Below are 17,343 nucleotides of genomic sequence, written 5' to 3'. Positions count from 1 at the left end.
TGTGGGGGTTCAGGAGGCGTGGGGGCGCAGCACCAGCGCAAACAGCTCGCCATGCCCGTTCACATTGAGCTTGTGATAAAGATTGCGCCGATGCACCTTCACCGTCTCCGGCGAAATGCCCATCTGCTGAGCGATGGCCTTGCTGGAGAAACCCTGCAGAATCAGCCGCGCGGTATCGACTTCGCGCGCGGTCAGGCGCGCATCGAAGCGGTCGAGCAAGGTCGCCAGATCCCCCGCCACAGGTTCAGCGCCCGCCCCTTGCGGCGGCAACAGCTGCACATGGCGACGCATCGCTGCCAGCACCCAGTCGCGCACACACAGCAAGCGCCCCTGCTCGGCCAGATCGAAAGCGGTCGAGCGCCCCAGTGACAAGCCAAGCACACCGCCTTCGACGTTGATCATGAACTGCAACTCGTCCTCGCCCACCACCGAACGGAAATAACTCTGGTAATACTCGCTGTGCAGAAACTGGTCCGGCGCCACCGAGGCCAGGCTGCGCAAGCCGTCGGCAATGCCGGTCGAGGCGGTTTGATAAAACGGATCGAGCAGGTACATCCCGGCGCTGTAGCTGGCCAGTTCCTCCTGCTCATCGGCGCGCCCCTTGCTGTCGAAATCGATCAGTAATCGTGGCGCCTGCCCCGTCTTCATCAACGCCACCAGCGCATTGTCCAGCGGCACCAGCAGCCGCAACGTGTCCACCAGCGCGCGCCAGAAAGCGTCCTGGCCGACCGCGGCAAATACCCGCGCCAGACTTTGATGCACCGGCAACTCCTGCAACAACGCGTCCACGCACTACCCCTTTTGAGTAACCCATGATGGGAATGGGTCAGGCGTGACCGGCCCGATAGGCTGAGCACTCCCGATCATCACCGGCCTGCCGCAGGCCAGGAGTGCCGCATCATGCGTTGTCACCGTGGCTATATCAACTTGGGCCTGCTGGCCTGCATCAGCGTCGCAGGCGCCGCCAGTGCCGCCGATGCACCGAGCGTGCACGTCTACAACTGGTACGACTACATCGGCCCCACGACCCTGGCTGACTTCAAGCGCGACAGCGGCATTCAACCGGTTTACGACACCTTCGACAGCGCCGAAGTGCTCGAAGGCAAACTGCTGACCAGTCGCAGCGGTTACGACGTGGTGGTGGCGAGCAACTACAGCTTGCCGACGCTGATCAAGGCCGGCGCCCTCGCCCCGCTGCCGCGCGATCAACTGCCGGGCTGGAAGAATCTGGACAACGACCTGCTGAGCAAACTGGCCAACAACGACCCCGGCAATCAATACGCCGTGCCGTACCTGTGGGGCACCAACGGCATCGGTTACAACGTCGACAAGGTTCGCGCCGCCCTCGGTGACAAGGCGCCGGTGGATTCCTGGGACCTGGTGTTCAACGAAGAGAACCTCGCCAAGCTCGGCCAGTGCGGTGTGGCGATGCTCGATTCGCCGTCGGAAATGCTCCCGGTGGCCCTGCACTACCTCGGGTTGCCGCCCAACAGCACCCGCCCCGAGGACTACCAGAAAGCCGAAGCGCTGCTGCTCAAACTGCGCCCGCACATTGCCTACTTCAACTCGTCGAAATTCATCAGCGACCTGTCCAACGGCAACATCTGCGTGGCCGTGGGCTGGTCCGGTGCGATGCTCGAAGCCAAGACCAATGCCGAGCAAGCCAACAACGGCGTGAAGATCGCCTACAGCCTGCCCAAGGAAGGCGCGCCGGTGTGGTTCGACACGCTGGTGCTGCTCAAGGATGCGCCGAACCGCGCTCAGGGCCTGGCATTCATCGACTACCTGCTGCGCCCGGAAGTGATCGCGCCAGTCAGTGATCACCTGTCGTATCCAAACGGCAATCGCGCCGCGACGCCACTGGTGGCCGAAGCCACTCGTGATAACCCGGCGGTGTATCCGTCCGCCACCGCGATGGCCACGTTGTACACCCTCGAACCGCTGCCCAAAGCCACTGAGCGGGTGCGCACGCGGGTGTGGAGCAAGGTCAAGAACGGCCAGTAAACCCACCACTATTTCCCTTGTGGGAGCGGTGAACAATCCAGCAACTTTAGAGAGACAGAATTCGATGAAACCCCGTGCCCGTGATCTCAATATCCGCATCGGCCAATTACAACCCGGCCCGCTGAACGCCATCACCGACGTCCCCGGCGTGCGCGTCGGCCACAGTAATGTGCGCGGGCGCAGCGATGCCGGACGCGACATCTGCACCGGCGTCACCGTGATCGAACCGCGTCGCGGCTCGACCAACCAGCAACCGTGTTTCGCCGGCGTGCACGTGCTCAATGGCAATGGCGATGCCACCGGCCTTGAGTGGATTCGCGAGGCCGGGCTGCTGACCAGTCCGATCGCCTTCACCAACACCCACAGCCTTGGCGTGGTGCGCGATGCGCTGATTGCGCTGGATCGCCAGCAGCAACCGGACGACGGCCGCCTCTACTGGAACATGCCGGTGGTGCTGGAGACGTTCGATGGCTTGCTCAACGACATCAATGGTTTCCACGTGCGCCCCGAGCATGTCGCCGAGGCGCTGAATGACGCGCATGACGGTGCCGTCGAAGAAGGTGCAGTCGGCGGCGGCAGCGGCATGATCTGCCATGAATTCAAGGGCGGGATCGGCAGCGCATCGCGCCGCTTGAGCAGGGCGCAAGGCGGATGGACGGTGGGGGCGATTGTCCAGGCCAACCATGGGATTCGCAGCGAGTTGCGGGTCGACGGTTATCCGGTAGGTCGTTACATGGAGCAGGTGGATTCGCCGTTCCTGCGCGCGGCGCTGCCACACCCGGGCATGGGTTCGATCGTGGTCTGCCTGGCCACCGATGCCCCGCTGCTGCCGCATCAGTGCACGCGTCTGACGCAACGGGCCAGCCTCGGCCTGGCGCGCAGCGGCGGCGGCAACGAAGACCACAGCGGAGACATCTTCATCGCCTTCGCCACCGGCAATGATCACGTCCAGCCTGCCGCGTATGAAGGCAAAGGTGCACCCACCTGCGACGGTTTGCGCATGGTCAACAACGACCACATCAGCGAGTTGTTCCTGGCTGCCACCGAAGCGGTAGAAGAGGCGATCATTAACGCCCTGCTCGCCAGCGACAGCACCGCAGGCAACGGGCATGCGGTGCCGGGGCTGGACAAGGAAACCTTGCTCGCCGCCCTCGCCAGGGCAGGCTGGCCCGGCACCCGCTGACATTAAGAAAGATGCCCTGTGGGAGCGAGCCTGCTCGCGAAAGCGGTCTGTCAGTTGGCAATCAGTTCAACGTCATGGGCGCCTTCGCGAGCAGGCTCGCTCCCACCCAGAACCGGGAATATCCGGACACCTAGTTTATAAGCCGTCTGCAGATGCACCAAAGGATCACTCGACTCCGATTCCAGCAGCAACGTCGAACTCTGCACCGTCGCCCCGCTGTAATCGAAAATGCCGTGCTCGATCTGCGCTTTCATCGCCGCGCCATAGCCGTGGCGTTCAAACGCCCCGGCGTCCGCCCCTCCCAGCCCGACCAAGTGCACCCGCAGTCGCTGCAGCTTCTTCACATGCTTCTGGTCACTGCCGTAATCGAACGCCCAGCCATTGCTGAACACCCGGTCGATCCAGCCCTTGAGCAGCGCCGGCATCGACCACCAGTACACCGGGAACACCAGCACCAGCGCGTCGGCGCGGTCAATTCGCGCATGCTCGGACTGCACGTCGGCGGGCGGATGCGCTTCGCGGTGATGCACGGCAAAATCCGCTGCGCCGAAAACCGGCTGGAAACCTTCGGCGTACAAATCAGCGATTTCAAAGGTATTGGCGGAGTCGGCCAGGGTCAGGCCCTCGGCAATCTGCGTCGCCACGCTGTGCGTCAGCGAACGCGGTTGGTGATGCGCAATAACAATCAATGCGTGCATGGGGATTCTCCTGTAAGTTTGCGCTGACCAAGGGCTATATACTCTTGGCAAGTTACGAACAGTAAGTTACGTTTGGTATATTAGCGATGTCAACCACTGAAATGAGCGAAGCCGATTCCCCTGCCCAACCGCGCCGCCGTCTGTCGCGCGAAGACCGCAATCGCCAACTGCTCGACGTCGCCTGGCAGATCATCCGCGCCGAAGGCACCGATGCCTTGACCCTGGGCTATCTTGCGGAACAGGCCGGGGTGACCAAACCGGTGGTCTACGACCACTTCGTCACACGTGCCGGGCTGCTCGCCGCGCTGTACCGGGATTTCGACACCCGCCAGACCGCAGTGATGAACGCCGCGATTGCCAATGCCGAGCCGACATTGACCGGCACCGCACGGGTGATCGCCACGGCGTATGTCGATTGCGTGTTGTTGCAGGGCAACGAGATACCGGGGGTGATTGCCGCGCTGGCAAGCAGCCCGGAGCTTGAGAAAATAAAGCGCGATTACGAGGCGATCTTCCTCGAAAAATGCCGCAGCGATCTGGCGCCCCATGCCAATGGCGGACAGATCACTCAGGCCGGACTGCGCGCCATGCTCGGCTCGGCCGAAGCGCTGTCGCATGCCGCCGCCAATGGCGAGATAAGCGCTGCAGAGGCCAGCGACGAGTTGTTTGCAACCATCGTTGCAATGGTCGAACGCGCCGCCGCCCGTGCGACTGGCGGTACTTGAGCCGACCCCGGCACACTCCTAGGATGGAGTTACGCAGCGACTTGGCTCCTCCAGCGCTGCGTAGGCGCGGGTGTTCTGAACCCCAATCAAGCCCACGCCTTGTTCCACGCGCACCTTGAGCCTCACGGGCTCTACTTCCTCCCCATCAAAGAGCTTTGAGGCTCTTTTTTTGTCTGTGCATTTCAGGTGTCAGCGCCGTCAGCACCACGAATCGAACGCCACGCCCGGCAATAACTGTCGGCCTGGCCGATGATCAGCACCGCCACCGCCTTTTCTTGTTGCCGACATGGTGAAAGATCGCGCCGACGCTGGTGTCGCATTCGGTCGCTTGCTTCGAATTCATAGCCACAAAAAAGCCCTTGCTGCGGGACGCGCAACAAAGGCTTTTGGAGGCAGACGGATAATCAGTGCAGCGTCAGGCGCTGGCGGACAAATGCCTCGGTGTGCCGGGTGACCTGATCCAGCTGCCGGTCGCGCTGTTTCTCGGCATCAAGCATCGCGCGCTTGCCGTTCTTCTGCAGCAGGTAGGTGTGGATCTGCTGCACTTCCAGCGAACGGTAGATCGGCGTGGTGTCGATAAAACCGCGCAAGCCGTTACTGCGGTAATGCCGGGTGCTCATCAGCACTTGTGTTTCGCGCGCGCCGATCACCTCGAAACCCAGCGCCTCGAAGTACGGTACTTTGCCGACACTGCAGGTCAGTTCGGCATGCGGATAACGGCTGACCATCTCGCCAATCATCGCCCGTGCCACACCCTGGCGCCGATACCCTTCGCGCACGGCCATGTAGGCGACGCTGCAGGCCTCCCAATCGCCCTGCACCGGCAGGTACAGCAGGAAGCCGATCACTTGCTCCGGGTCCTGCTCATCGGTGGCCACGAGCAACTCCACCTCGCTGCCCTTCTCACCGTTCAGCGCTTCCAGATACAGATGCACCTCATAGCCAACCGCGTACTGATAGACGTTGTACAGCAGGTTGCTCGGGCCGAGACCGACCGCGCTGATGTCGGTCAGATAGTCGACCACCAGTTGCAGAATCTGGCTGTTGACGCTTTCGGGGCATGGGGATTTGTAGTGGGTGATGCGTGGCATGACAGCTGAACTCCGGCGGTAAAGACATGTTGCCGGCGGTCGGGCTGCCAGCGAACCGCGACATCATACCGTGCCCGGCCCGGCCACGGCCTAAAGTTCCCGGGTACAGCGCCGATGCAGCGACTTCCAGCGTCTGCCATCACCAAGGATCAGGTCATGTTCTATCCCCGCGAATCTGCAAGAGACCACCTCTACAACCGTATCGTCTTGCTGACCGTCGCCTGCTGCGTCTTGTTGCTGCTGGCCGGCATGGCCCGACAGCAAGGCATTGTGTATGGCGCGCTGAATTTCAACGGCTTGGAAGTCAGCGGCACCGTCACGGAGCTGGAAGAGATCATGATGAACCGCAACGGCAAAATCATTCATTATCGTTACAGCGACACTCAAGGCCAGACTCACGAGGGCCAGTATCAGGACGAACGCTACGCCGAGCACAGCCAATACGCAGTCGGCGGCCCGGTGCCGCTGTTGGTATCGCGTTGGTTGCCGGACAAGAGCACCCTGGCCAGCGAGCTTCACACCTATCGTCCAGGCTTCTACATCATGACCGGCGGTTTCCTGCTCGGGCTGCTGTGCCTGCTGATCTCGGGCCGCACCTTCTGGCAGATCCAGGCCATGAAAGAGCAAGACCGGTTTTATTGATGCGCTGCGCATCCTTTGATGCCATGGCATGTTGGCGTGTTTGCCGATTGCGAACTACAAACAGGATGAGCGGGATACGCCCGCTCCCGCTTGCACGGGTGGCGCTGACCAGGATGCTCGGAGCATGGAATGAACACACGACGTCGATTTTCGCTGGCAACTTTGCTGTTCCTTGCAGCACCTGTGTGTTCCGCCGCCGACGGTCCCACGTTTAACGCGCCACACATGGATGTCCCTACCGCAGAAGTGCTACAGAAGCAGTTTGCGATTCCTGCTCATCTGATCCCGCTGTATCAGATAGGTGGACATTTCTACACCGTTTCTTATATCGCCGAGCTGGCAGGTGTCGAACGCAGCAGAGCCGACAGGTTGACGTGTTTTTCTCAGGCGCCGGACGCAATAAGCACTTACAACGCCATTCCGGTCTCGATCAAAAATACCTTCTACGACCGAACCTGGCGGCACCAGATCGTCAATTCACTGCATTCATTGCATGGCGGCGACAGCCAGGCCGTCGCTGCCAGACGGTCCAACCTGCAAAGACTGGTGGCTGCCTCGTATGCGAAGGGCACAACGTCGGACTGGAAAACCGGCTTCCTGATCCATGCCCTCGGCGATAGCTATGCCCATGTCTACGGACCGTTTGAAGCCCCCCACGCCTACCCCGAGGCCTACGGGCATCTCTTCGCGCTGTTCCAAAGCCCGGATGACGTCTATGCCGGCGAGAATTACCGAGCGTTCGATGTTTACATCCACGCCCTGTTCGACACGCTCAAAGATCCGCAACACGCCGGGGAGCGCAGCAAAGTCGATGATCTCGCCGCGATCATCAAGAACAATGCCGGACGGGGTAATAAACAAGACTACCGACTCATTTCTCTGATGATCAGCCTGACACATGCGCCCATTTCGGAAAGTGATTGCACCCGCATCAATGCCGAACTGAACGAAGCGGATGTCCGCACATTCCTGGCCGAACTCACCCGTGAACTGAAAGCCCCCTAGCGCTCGACGAACCCTGCGGCCACCTGCTCGACCCTGAAGAAAATTTCATCTGCTGCAAACCGGATCTTTCGCCGATTTGGCGTCCAATTCTTCAACTGCGATGTGTTTTTCACGCAGGCCTTGAGGAGTTGTCATGAGCGTTTTGCGTTCCCTGTTCAAATGGCGAAAGACCCTGCTGCTGGTGCCGATGACACTGGCGGCGCTGGCCAGTGCGCCGGTGTTCGCCCAACAAGTGGTGATCGTCCAGCAAGCCCCGCCGCCGATGCGCATGGAAGTGATGCCCGGGCCGCGTCACGGTTATGTCTGGGACCAGGGCCATTGGCGATGGGAAGGACGTGGCTATGTGTGGATGCCCGGTCACTGGCAACCGGTGCGCTACGGCGCGCATTGGCGGCCGGGGCACTGGCAGGCTCGCGGGCCGAACTGGTTCTGGGTTGAAGGGCGCTGGGTGCGCTGAAATCTCGTCAACCTGAGCCTCTCAACCATAAGGAACTTCCCATGTCCAGAACCGTTAAAGCCTTGCTCGCCGCCTCACTGGTGGCCATCACCCTGTCCGGATGCGTCGTTGCCCCGGCGCGTCCGCACCGACCACCGCCGCCGGTGGAAGTCGTGCCGGTCATGCCTGCACCGGGTTATCACTGGGTCGCCGGTCATTATCGCTGGGGCGGCAATGAATGGCGCTGGGTGCCAGGACACTGGCGGGCCTATTGACCCAATGGGCTGGCGTCACTGCTGTGGCGCCACCACCTTGAATTTGATGGCGATGTCGTTGGACACCACCGTGTCCGCCCACTCCCCCGCCCCCAGCCCGAACTCGCTCCTTTTGAGTACCAGTTCGCCGTCGAAAATGCCGATCGCGCTGTCCGGTTTAAACTCGACCGGCACCTGCACCTCGCGGGTGATGCCTTTGACGGTGAGCTGGCCGGTGACCAGATAGTGATTGTCCGCCACCTGGGTAAACCGACTGGACTCGAACAGCGCCACGGGAAAGCGCTGGGTATCGAACCACGCCGGCTTCACCAGCTCGGTGTTGGCATCGGTGCTGCCGGCGTCGATGCTGTTGAGGTCAATGTGCAACGTGGTGTGGGCGCCGGCGAGGTTGTCGCTGTCGAACTGCAGCGTCGCGTCGAACTTGCCGAAGGTGCCGTACATCTGCGAGCCCATCTGGTTGTAGGTGAAACTGATCTGGCTGGCAGTCGTGTTGACGCGGTTGTATTCAGCGGCCTGCACGACATGCATGACGCACAGGCAGACAGACAGTGCCGCAGCGGTGAATCGGGCACGCATGGGATTCTCCGGACAGGGCAAACCTTCAAGGCTTCGACTGACTTAAGCAAACAACCTGCGAATGCGCCATGTCACCTGTCTGCCCATGAGGATCAACCTCAGACCAACCGCTCGATCTTCTGATGCTGCCAGACCAGTTTGTAATACAGGGTCTGCAACACCAGCATGCCCAGATACGCCACCGGGAACGCCATCCACACGCCTTGCAGGCCGTACTGCCCATCCAGCCAGTAAGCCGCCGGCAGTTGCACGCCAACCACACAGACAATCGCAATCGCCACCGGCACCAGCACCGTGCCGCTGGCGCGCATGATGCCGCCAATGATCGCCTGGAAGCCGAACACCAGCAGGCTCCAGAGCATGATGTGCAGCAAGTGTTCTGCCATCACCCGGGTCGAATCTTCGGTCAGGAACAGCCCCAGCAACCAGTGCGATAACAGATAACCCAGCACAATCAGACCGCCAGTGAGGCACACGTTGATCAGTAGCCCGGTGCGCAGGATCGGCGCCATGCGTTCCAGGCGCCCGGCACCGATGGCCTGCGCGCCGAGGATCGAGGCGGTGATCGCAATCGACAGCGCCGGGAATTGTACGTAGTTGACAATTTGCGTTACCGCGCCGTAGGCCGCCGTGGCCTGCGAGCCGTGCTGGTTGACCAGCGCGAGAATCACCAGCTCCGAGAGTGACAACACGATCATCTGCACCCCGGTCGGCAGGCCGATGCGCAGGACCTTGCCGAGAATCGCCGCGTCCATCCGCAGTGCAGCGAAGAACTCGCGATCCGGTGCCAGCGGATGGTTCTTGCGAATCAGCCGCCACGCCAGCCACGCCATCGCCGACAGGTTACCCGCAAGGCCGGCGTAGGCAGCACTCTGGATGCCCAGCTGAGGCAAACCGAACCAGCCACGAATCAACGCCGGGGTCAGCGCCAGCCCGACCGAGGTCGACACCATCAACGCCAACAACGGCGACACGGTATCGCTGACCCCGCGCAGCAATTGCGTGAACAGCACAAACACCAGCATCGACGGCAGAATCCACATCATCACGTGCGCATAGGCCACTGCATCGTCCAGCACATCCGCCGGCGTGCCCAACCCCTGCAAAGCCTGCCGCGCGAACACACTGCCGAGCACCGCCGCCGCCAGCCCGATCAACACGCCCAGCAACAACGTCGCCCCGGCAATTGCCTTGACCATGTGCGCCTCGCGCGCGCCCCACGCCTGGCCGATCAACACCCCGGCGCCCGCGCCCAGCCCGATCACCAGCGCGATAAAGAAAAAGATGATCGGAAACATCCCCGACACCGCCGCCAGTGCCTGCGTACCGAGCATCTGCCCGATGTAGATGCTGTTGACCGTGCCTGACATCGACTGCAGGAAGTTAGACAGCACCATCGGCGCAAGGAACAGCAGATAGGTTTGCCAGAGGGGTTTGGTGGCACTGGGGGTTCGCATTGAGGGCAGATCCATCTCGGCTGCTGGGGACTGATAGACGACAGCTTCGGTGAGTTCAGGGCGATGATCAACGAACTTCTCGGTGAATGTTGAAGTTTTCATCTCGATGTCCTCGGACCCACGGTTTGCACGCGTTTTTTATTATTGCCGCGGGGATTACCGTCGAACCGTAGAGAGTGACCACTTTTTATCGGTCGCCGGCAGACCGGGTCGAGTGCGCGTAACCGGTACCCTCTTCAACACAATCGTGATAAACCGCAGGTTCGTTCATCCACTGAGACACTGTTCATGTCCTGCACCTTGCGTGTATCTGCAGGCGCCGTGCTGGCTCTGCTCGCCAGCACGGCCAATGCCGCCATGCCCTCTGCGACACCTGATCCACTGCAGCCTTTGCTGACGACCCTGAACCAACGCCTGAACATCGGCGACCTCGTAGCGCTGACCAAATGGGACAGCGGCAAGCCGATTCAGGACAGCCCGCGCGAAGCACAGGTCATCGCCAATGCCCGGACGCTGGCGAGCGAATACAAGCTTGATCCCGAAGAAGTCGCCCAGTTGATCGCCGCGCAAATGGAAGCGAACAAACTGGTGCAGTACGGGCTGCTGGCGCAATGGCAGGCGGCAGGTCGCGCGCCGGACACGCCGCGCCCGGATCTGGCGAAACAGATTCGCCCGCAACTGGACCAATTGCAGAGCCGTCTGCTGCGCCAATACGCCGACTTCGTCCCTTATCGTCGTGACCCTGATTGTCCGGTCTGGCTGGCCAGGGCGCGTCAGGGTCTGACCCACGATGCATTGCACGATCTGGCCCTGACCCGCGCCACCGGGGAGCTGTGCATTCGGGCGGCGGGCCTCTGAATCGCGGGTTCCGGCACACATCGCTGGCGTCGATAGTCACCATCACGCCAATGAAGTTCTCATAAAAAATCCGCGGCGTAACATCGGCTCCAGACAAACCAACTACACCCCGGAGCACACGATCATGAAACGCCAAACCATCCTCGGCATCGCTTTCTCGGTTCTCGCAGTCAACGCTTTTGCAGCAACGCCCGCTCACACCCTGGTCGCTGAAGGCGGCTCGGACAAGTTGATAGAAAGCCGTCTGGCTGAAGGTGGTTCTGATCGTTTGCTGGAACGTCGCGTTGCCGAAGGTGGCTCCGATCGTTTGCTGGAACGTCGCGTTGCTGAAGGTGGCTCGGATCGTCTGCTGGAACGCCGTGTTGCTGAAGGTGGCTCGGATCGTCTGCTGGAACGCCGTGTTGCAGAAGGTGGCTCGGATCGCCTGATCGAAAGTCGCAACGCCTGAACCAATGGTTCTCCCCGGAAGCCCGGCCTGATCAGCCGGGCTTTTTTCATCTCGATTTTTTGCAGTTGTGGCTTGTTTCAACACAGGCCGTCAGCAATGACGACGCGGTAGCGAGCACTGGCGAAAGCTCCGACAACAAGTGACCGAATCGACTGACTGGCAGCCCGACGCTCATTGCGCATACCATGCGCCGACAACTCCAAAACAGAATTCGCCCGCCCATGCTCAAAGCCAGTCTGCGAAGCCACCTGACCCTTTGGTTTGCCGGTTTGTCCCTGTTGACACTGGTGAGCGTCGGTTTCTATGTCGGTCATATCGCCACCGAACAGATGAAACAGGCCAGCGGCAATGCGTTGTTGAATACCGCGCGTTCGGCAGCGACGTTGCTCGGTGATCAGTTGCGCGAGCGCCAGTTGGAGGTTTACCTGCTCAGCCGCGCGCCGCACCTCGAACGGGGCGATCTGGACAACCCGGCGATTCTCAAATCAATGCAACTGCGCACCCAGGCCCGTGCCGAATATGCGTGGATGGGCGTGACCGATGCTCAAGGTCAGGTGCATCAAGCGGTCAACAATCTGCTGGTCGGTCAATCGGTGCAACAGCGACCATGGTTTCAGGCCGGTCTGCGCGGCGAGTACACCGGCGATCCGCACGAAGCCGTGTTATTGGCCAAACTGCTACCGGGAATGCCCAACGGCGAGCCGCTGCGTTTCATCGACTTCGCCGCACCTATCCGCAACGCCGACGGCCAGCTGATTGGTGTGCTGGGAGCGCACGCGCACTGGAGCTGGGTGACCCACATCGTCGAGTCCGCGGCGTTCTCTCATAAAAACACATCGCCGGATATCGAGGCGCTGATCATCGATCACGACGGCAAGGTGCTGTACCCCGAAGCGCTGGTGGGCCAGCAACTGGCGGTGAATGATGCGAAGTCGTCGGGCTGGTCGGTTGGCAACGGTTACCTGACCAGCATGGTCAGCGTACCGACGCCGCCGAGTACCGCGCTGTCCTGGTCGATCGCCGTACGCCAGCCGTTGGACACTGCCCTTGAGCCGGCGCGTCTGCTGCTCTATAAATTGTTGCTGCTGGGCGTTGCGGCGGCGGTCGGATTCGCCCTGGTGGCGTACTACCTGGCGCAATACCTGAGCCGCCCGATCGAGCAACTCGCGCACTCGGCCAAACAGGTACAGAACAAGCAGCCTGGCGCACACTTCCCGTTACAGCACCCGGTACTGGAAATCGCCCAGCTCGGTCAGTCGATCGACGCCATGACCCGGTCGCTGCTGGCCAAGGAACGCGAGTTGCAGGAAGCGAACGCCTCGCTTGAAGCCATCGTCACCCAGCGCACCGCCGCGCTCATGCAGGCCAACGCCGAGCTGTTGAACCTGGCGACCCACGATGCGCTGACCGGTGTCTACAACCGGCGTCGCCTTGATGAAAAACTCAGTGAATACAGCCTGCTGTTCCGCCGTACCGGGCGACCGTTTGCCCTGTTGCTGGTCGACGCCGATCACTTCAAGCGCATCAACGATACCTACGGCCATGCGATTGGCGACGACGTGCTGCAGCAGTTGGCGCAGATCATTGAGGTCAACGTCCGCGCCACCGATTTCGTCGCCCGTTACGGCGGCGAGGAGTTCGCCGTGCTGCTGCCGGAAATCGCCCAGCCCGATACGCCGGACGTGGTCGCGGAGAAAATCCGCGCCGCCGTGGCCCAGTCGCACTTCCCCAACATCGGACAGGTTACCGTGAGCATCGGCGTCGGCCTGGCCGATCCGGCGGACAACAGCCACGCCATGCTGATCAAACGCGTCGACCAGCAGCTATATCAGGCGAAAGCGGCTGGACGCAATCAGGTGGCTTGATCAGCCTGAATGCCTTGCGCAATGCCTCGGGATCGATGGCGTATTGCTCGGGTGAATAGCCGATGGGGTTGGCGTCATTGAACACGCGGACGCCATCCCGATTGCGGTGTCAGCGCACAGACAAGAGTGAAGCCTTGCGGGTACAGGCCGTGCATCCCTGCACAGCGCGAGTCGAGTGCGTGCACTCAGGTATTGGTTTTCAACTTGGTCCACAAGCGCGTCGACAACCGCGCAATCGCTGCCGGCAACTCTTCTACCGTGAACAACCGTTGCATCACGTCCTTGGGCGGGTAGATAGCCGGATCCTGCTTCACGTCCGCATTGAGGAACGGCTCGGCCGCCGCATTCGGATTGGCGTAGTGAATGCTGTTGCTGATGTTGGCCACCACTTTGGGGTCGAGCAGGTAGTTCATGTAGGCGTAACCGTTCTTTTCATGCGGCGCGCTTTTGGGCATGACCACCATGTCGAACCACAAGGTCGTGCCTTCTTTCGGAATCGAGTACGCGATGTTGATGCCGTTCTTCGCTTCCTTGGCACTGGCGGCAGCCTGAACGATGTCGCCGTTGAAGCCGATCACCGCGCAGACGTTGCCGTTGGCCAGGTCACTGATGTACTTCGAAGCGTGGAAGTACTGAATGTACGGGCGAATTTTCAGCAAGGCCTGTTCGGCCTGTTTGTAATCCGCTGGCTCATGACTGTGCGCTGGCAAGTGCAGGTAGTTCAGCGTGATCGGCAGCACCTGTGTCGGGTTGTCGATGAACGCCACGCCGCACTGGCTGAGCTTCTTGATGTTTTCTTCGTTGAAGAAAAAGTCCCATGACTGGGTGACATCGGTGCTGCCGAAGATCGCCTTGATCTTCTCGACGTTGTAACCGATCCCGGCCGTGCCCCACATGTAGGGGTAGCCGTACTGGTTGCCGGGATCGTTGACTTGCAGCTTTTGCAGCAGCACCGGGTCGAGGTTTTTCCAGTTCGGCAGTTGCGCCCTGTCGAGCTTCTGAATCGCTCCGGCCTTGATCAACCGCGAGAGAAAGTGGTTCGACGGACTGACCACGTCATAACCGGTGTTGCCGGTCATCAATTTCGATTCCAGCACTTCGTTGCTGTCGTGAATGTCGTAGGTAGTCTTGATCCCTGTGGCCTGGGTGAAATTGGCCAGGGTGTCCGGGGCGATGTAGCTGTTCCAGTTGGAAATGTTGACGGCTTCGTCGGCACAAGCGGCCGTGCTGGCCGCGAGCAGAATCGCCAGGGAAAGTGGATTGACGCGCATGGTCTGTCACCTGTGTTGAGTGGCTTTTGTTGTTGTTGTGCGGTAGACGAATATTCAGCTTTCTGTTCTGGCCCTGACTGCCTCCACGCGCATGCGAAGCATGGCACCGATGTCGAAAAAAGGTCGCGGCGGCAGCCAACCGGGTTCGGCCCGTTGCATCACCGATTGCAGCAGCGGTGAATCAACGCCGGATGCCAGTTCCGCCAGTAAACGCCCCCACAGCGTGCCGCGCGCCACCCCTGAGCCATTGCAACCGGCCACGGCAAACACGCCCTCTTCCACGCGCTGGAAAAACGCCTGACCGCTGCGGGTCGCGCTCAAGTGACCGCTCCAGGTGTATTGCAGGTCTTGCTCGCCGAGGAACGGAAAGCGCCGTTGCAGGCCGCGAACATGGTGCTGACGGCGCACTGCCAATTCACTCTCGGACAGGTCCCGCGTGCGGTATTCGGCAGTGTTGCGGATCATCACCCGACGATCCGGCGTCAGCCGCACCGTGGCACCCAACGGCCGGGTCGACAGCACGCCCCACGGCTCGACCGCGCCGATGGCCTGAAACTCCTGATCGCTGAGCGGCCGAGTCAGACTGGCGCTGAGTTCCATCGGGAAGGTACTGCTGTCATGGATTCCGACCCGGGGGATGAAGGCATTCAGGCACACCAGCACCCGTTTGGCCTCGACGCTGCCACTCAGCGCATTGGCCCGCAGTCGCCCGTGGCTCATGCGCTCCAGGCGGGTGATGTCGGTGTGTTCGTAAACCGTGATGTTGCCCGGCAAGGCATTGAGCAGACCTTTCACGTATTTGCCTGGTTGCAGCAGCGCATTGCCGTTGCCGCACCAGATCGCCGCCGTGTAGTGCGGTGTGCCGAGCTTTTGCGCCAGTGCCGCGCCCTGAAGAAATTCAGCGCGGGCACCCAGGGCGCGCAAGGTCGCCAGTTTGGCGTCGACATGGCTGAGCTTGGCGGCGTCGCTGACAGCGAAGAAATACCCGTTGTCACGAAAGTCGCAGTCAATCGCATGGTCGGCGATGCACTGGCGTACGGCGTCGCTGGCCGCACGGGAAATCGCGGTGTCGATTTCAAACCCGGCAAAGCCTGGTGCGCCGATCAATTCACTGTCGGCGGGATGCTCGTGGGCCACGACAAATCCCGAGTTACGCGCCGAAGCGCCTTGCGCCGCGCGCTGCCGATCCACTACCACGATGCGCGCCTGCGGGTGCATTTGTGCCAGGTTGTGCGCGGCGCTGAGACCGGTGATGCCAGCGCCGATAACCAGCCAGTCGGCGTGTTGCGTATCGCTCAGGCGACCGCGCTGCGGCGAACTGCCGGCCTGCGCGATCCAGCCACATACGTTTTCCATTGCTGACCTCATTCGACTGTCGTTCCACGGCTTGCCTTTCGCCCTGCTCCATGCGTGAATCGCATGAGAAAACTGCAAAGGTCGCCGCCAGAGCTAAAATCTATAAGGTCCTGGCTTGCCCAACCAACGTTATAAAATCATCGAGCCATTCTGAAAACGCATGGATAAAATCCGCCACGTGCCCTCGCTGCAAGCCATGCAGACGCTGGTTGAAGTCGCCCGCTGCGCCAGCTTCACTCAGGCTGCACAGCAACTGTGCCTGACCCAGAGCGCCGTCAGCCGGCAGGTTCAGCAACTGGAAAGCCATTTCAACGTCGCGCTGTTCATCCGCACCAGCCGCAGCCTGCGCCTGACTCCGGAAGGCGAACAGGTTCTGGCCAGCGCCATCAGCATTCTCGACCAACTGAAAACCCTCGAAGAACGCCTCGTCCCGCAGAAGCGCCCGTTCCGTATCCGTATGCACGTGTCACTGGCGGTACGCTGGCTGCTGCCCAGACTCAGCGACTTCTACCTCAGCCACCCCGAGGTCTCGCTGGCGATTGAAACCGTTGCCACCGAAGTCGTCGAACCGGCCAGTGACAGCGACGCCTACATCCTTTATCTGTCGCAGCCGTCCGCTGGCGCGGATTGTCTGACGCTGTTCGAGGAAACCCTGGTGCCGGTGTGCGCGCCCAGCCTTGCGGGGGCACCCCGGTCAGTTGATGAGTTACAGCGTTTCGCCTTGCTGCATCGCTCGGCCGATCGGCAGGCCTGGATCGAATGGCTGGCAGCCAATGACGGCCAGCCGCTGGAGCGCTACCGGCACATCCCGTTCAACCTCGATGAGTTGGCGCTGGATGCGGCGGCGCGAGGTCTGGGCGTGGCGGTGACGGACATGACGCTCGCGGCGGAGTCCATCGAGCGTGGAGTGTTGGTGGTGCCGTTTGGGCAGCCGTTGAAGACCGGCGGAATTTACGCGTTGTGCCTGCAGCCGGCAGCGGCTTCAAATCCGGCGTGCGAGGTGGTCATGCAGTGGTTTGCCAGGCAGGCCGAGCACCATCTTTAATCGGAGAATTGCTGCAGATACGCCAGCAGGTTATCAATTTTCTCCTGATCACTCAGGCCCCAGAAAATCATCCGCGTGCCCGGCACCACGCCTTTGGGGTCTTTCAGATACGCAGTCAGCGTGTCGCGATCCCAGGTCACGCCAGAGTTTTTCATGGCGTCGGAATACACGTAATTGGCCGAGGTTCCGGCCGCTCGACCAATGATGCCGTTGAGCTGCGGGCCGAACCCCGGACGGGCGTCCGGCCCCACCTGATGGCAGCCGCCACACAGACGCGGGAAGATTTTTTCGCCAGCGCCTGGGTCGCCTGCGGCGCGGGTGGTCGAGCTGAACAGAACCGCGGTGGCGGTCAAGGCTAGCAAGAGTGCAACGGTGTTTTTCATCTAAGGTTCCGGAACGGCTTGAATC

Annotated in this window: 19 protein-coding genes; 11 read left to right on the top strand and 8 right to left on the bottom strand. The window is 61.2% G+C overall.

Annotation, left to right across the window (positions count from 1 at the left end):
- Positions 1-9: 9 nt before the first annotated feature.
- Positions 10-789, bottom strand: a complete 780-nt coding sequence (locus tag U862_RS0103200) for a helix-turn-helix transcriptional regulator (protein WP_025109070.1) — start codon at positions 787-789, stop codon at positions 10-12.
- A 111-nt stretch (positions 790-900) separates the two neighbouring features.
- On the opposite strand from U862_RS0103200, the gene U862_RS0103195 reads away from it, so the two are divergent.
- Positions 901-2,004, top strand: a complete 1,104-nt coding sequence (locus U862_RS0103195; RefSeq protein WP_025109069.1) for a polyamine ABC transporter substrate-binding protein — start codon at positions 901-903, stop codon at positions 2,002-2,004.
- A gap of 64 nt (positions 2,005-2,068) precedes the next feature.
- Entirely contained in the window at positions 2,069-3,187 is a 1,119-nt protein-coding gene (locus tag U862_RS0103190) for a P1 family peptidase (protein ID WP_025109068.1), read from the top strand.
- Between the two features lie 50 nt (positions 3,188-3,237).
- On the opposite strand, the gene U862_RS0103185 is transcribed toward U862_RS0103190, so the two are convergent.
- A complete protein-coding gene (locus tag U862_RS0103185) occupies positions 3,238-3,885 on the bottom strand; it encodes an NAD(P)H-dependent oxidoreductase (RefSeq protein ID WP_025109067.1) in 648 nt (215 codons plus the stop codon).
- A gap of 86 nt (positions 3,886-3,971) precedes the next feature.
- Here U862_RS0103185 and U862_RS0103180 point away from each other — a divergent pair, with 86 nt between their 5' ends.
- The gene (locus tag U862_RS0103180) at positions 3,972-4,610 is read left to right on the top strand and encodes a TetR/AcrR family transcriptional regulator (RefSeq protein WP_025109066.1); all 639 of its coding nucleotides are present in this window, start codon (positions 3,972-3,974) and stop codon (positions 4,608-4,610) included.
- A gap of 404 nt (positions 4,611-5,014) precedes the next feature.
- Here the strand turns inward: U862_RS0103180 and U862_RS0103170 are convergent, their stop codons facing one another.
- On the bottom strand, positions 5,015-5,701 hold the full coding sequence (locus U862_RS0103170) for a GNAT family N-acetyltransferase (protein WP_025109065.1): 687 nt from the start codon (positions 5,699-5,701) through the stop codon (positions 5,015-5,017).
- Between the two features lie 156 nt (positions 5,702-5,857).
- Between U862_RS0103170 and U862_RS0103165 the strand changes: the two genes are divergently transcribed.
- The 4 genes from U862_RS0103165 to U862_RS0103150 all read left to right on the top strand — a co-directional run bounded on the left by U862_RS0103165 (position 5,858) and on the right by U862_RS0103150 (position 8,059).
- Positions 5,858-6,343, top strand: a complete 486-nt coding sequence (locus U862_RS0103165; RefSeq protein WP_025109064.1) for a DUF3592 domain-containing protein — start codon at positions 5,858-5,860, stop codon at positions 6,341-6,343.
- A gap of 129 nt (positions 6,344-6,472) precedes the next feature.
- Positions 6,473-7,348 (top strand): hypothetical protein, encoded by an 876-nt coding sequence (locus U862_RS0103160; RefSeq protein ID WP_157836050.1) that lies wholly within the window; start codon positions 6,473-6,475, stop codon positions 7,346-7,348.
- 133 nt (positions 7,349-7,481) lie between these two features.
- Positions 7,482-7,805 (top strand): YXWGXW repeat-containing protein, encoded by a 324-nt coding sequence (locus tag U862_RS0103155; RefSeq protein ID WP_025109062.1) that lies wholly within the window; start codon positions 7,482-7,484, stop codon positions 7,803-7,805.
- Between the two features lie 41 nt (positions 7,806-7,846).
- Positions 7,847-8,059: a YXWGXW repeat-containing protein gene (locus tag U862_RS0103150; RefSeq protein WP_025109061.1), complete on the top strand. Its 213-nt coding sequence runs from the start codon at positions 7,847-7,849 to the stop codon at positions 8,057-8,059.
- 15 nt (positions 8,060-8,074) lie between these two features.
- Here the strand turns inward: U862_RS0103150 and U862_RS0103145 are convergent, their stop codons facing one another.
- Both U862_RS0103145 and U862_RS0103140 read right to left on the bottom strand, forming a co-directional pair.
- Complete coding sequence (locus U862_RS0103145) at positions 8,075-8,635, bottom strand: YceI family protein (protein ID WP_025109060.1); 561 nt, start codon at positions 8,633-8,635, stop codon at positions 8,075-8,077.
- Positions 8,636-8,733: 98 nt separating this feature from the next.
- Positions 8,734-10,092: an MATE family efflux transporter gene (locus U862_RS0103140; protein WP_025109059.1), complete on the bottom strand. Its 1,359-nt coding sequence runs from the start codon at positions 10,090-10,092 to the stop codon at positions 8,734-8,736.
- Between the two features lie 288 nt (positions 10,093-10,380).
- Between U862_RS0103140 and U862_RS0103135 the strand changes: the two genes are divergently transcribed.
- The 3 genes from U862_RS0103135 (at position 10,381) to U862_RS0103125 (ending at position 13,263) form a co-directional block, all read left to right on the top strand.
- Positions 10,381-10,950, top strand: a complete 570-nt coding sequence (locus U862_RS0103135) for a chorismate mutase (RefSeq protein WP_025109058.1) — start codon at positions 10,381-10,383, stop codon at positions 10,948-10,950.
- Between the two features lie 124 nt (positions 10,951-11,074).
- The gene (locus tag U862_RS0103130; protein ID WP_025109057.1) at positions 11,075-11,398 is read left to right on the top strand and encodes a hypothetical protein; all 324 of its coding nucleotides are present in this window, start codon (positions 11,075-11,077) and stop codon (positions 11,396-11,398) included.
- A 221-nt stretch (positions 11,399-11,619) separates the two neighbouring features.
- On the top strand, positions 11,620-13,263 hold the full coding sequence (locus U862_RS0103125) for a sensor domain-containing diguanylate cyclase (RefSeq protein WP_025109056.1): 1,644 nt from the start codon (positions 11,620-11,622) through the stop codon (positions 13,261-13,263).
- Between the two features lie 185 nt (positions 13,264-13,448).
- On the opposite strand, the gene U862_RS0103120 is transcribed toward U862_RS0103125, so the two are convergent.
- Together U862_RS0103120 and U862_RS0103115 are read right to left on the bottom strand one after the other, a co-directional pair.
- Complete coding sequence (locus tag U862_RS0103120) at positions 13,449-14,534, bottom strand: polyamine ABC transporter substrate-binding protein (RefSeq protein ID WP_025109055.1); 1,086 nt, start codon at positions 14,532-14,534, stop codon at positions 13,449-13,451.
- A 54-nt stretch (positions 14,535-14,588) separates the two neighbouring features.
- Positions 14,589-15,890 (bottom strand): FAD-binding oxidoreductase, encoded by a 1,302-nt coding sequence (locus U862_RS0103115; RefSeq protein ID WP_025109054.1) that lies wholly within the window; start codon positions 15,888-15,890, stop codon positions 14,589-14,591.
- Between the two features lie 160 nt (positions 15,891-16,050).
- Between U862_RS0103115 and U862_RS0103110 the strand changes: the two genes are divergently transcribed.
- A complete protein-coding gene (locus U862_RS0103110; RefSeq protein WP_025109053.1) occupies positions 16,051-16,935 on the top strand; it encodes a LysR substrate-binding domain-containing protein in 885 nt (294 codons plus the stop codon).
- Here the strand turns inward: U862_RS0103110 and U862_RS0103105 are convergent.
- The gene (locus U862_RS0103105) at positions 16,932-17,318 is read right to left on the bottom strand and encodes a cytochrome c family protein (RefSeq protein WP_025109052.1); all 387 of its coding nucleotides are present in this window, start codon (positions 17,316-17,318) and stop codon (positions 16,932-16,934) included. The two genes, U862_RS0103110 and U862_RS0103105, sit on opposite strands and share 4 nt — an antisense overlap.
- Positions 17,319-17,343 lie beyond the last annotated feature (25 nt).

The organism is Pseudomonas sp. H1h (assembly GCF_000633255.1).
Lineage (GTDB): Bacteria > Pseudomonadota > Gammaproteobacteria > Pseudomonadales > Pseudomonadaceae > Aquipseudomonas.
The sequence above is the reverse complement of the archived record's forward strand: the minus strand, read 5'-3'. Positions and strand labels throughout refer to the sequence as shown.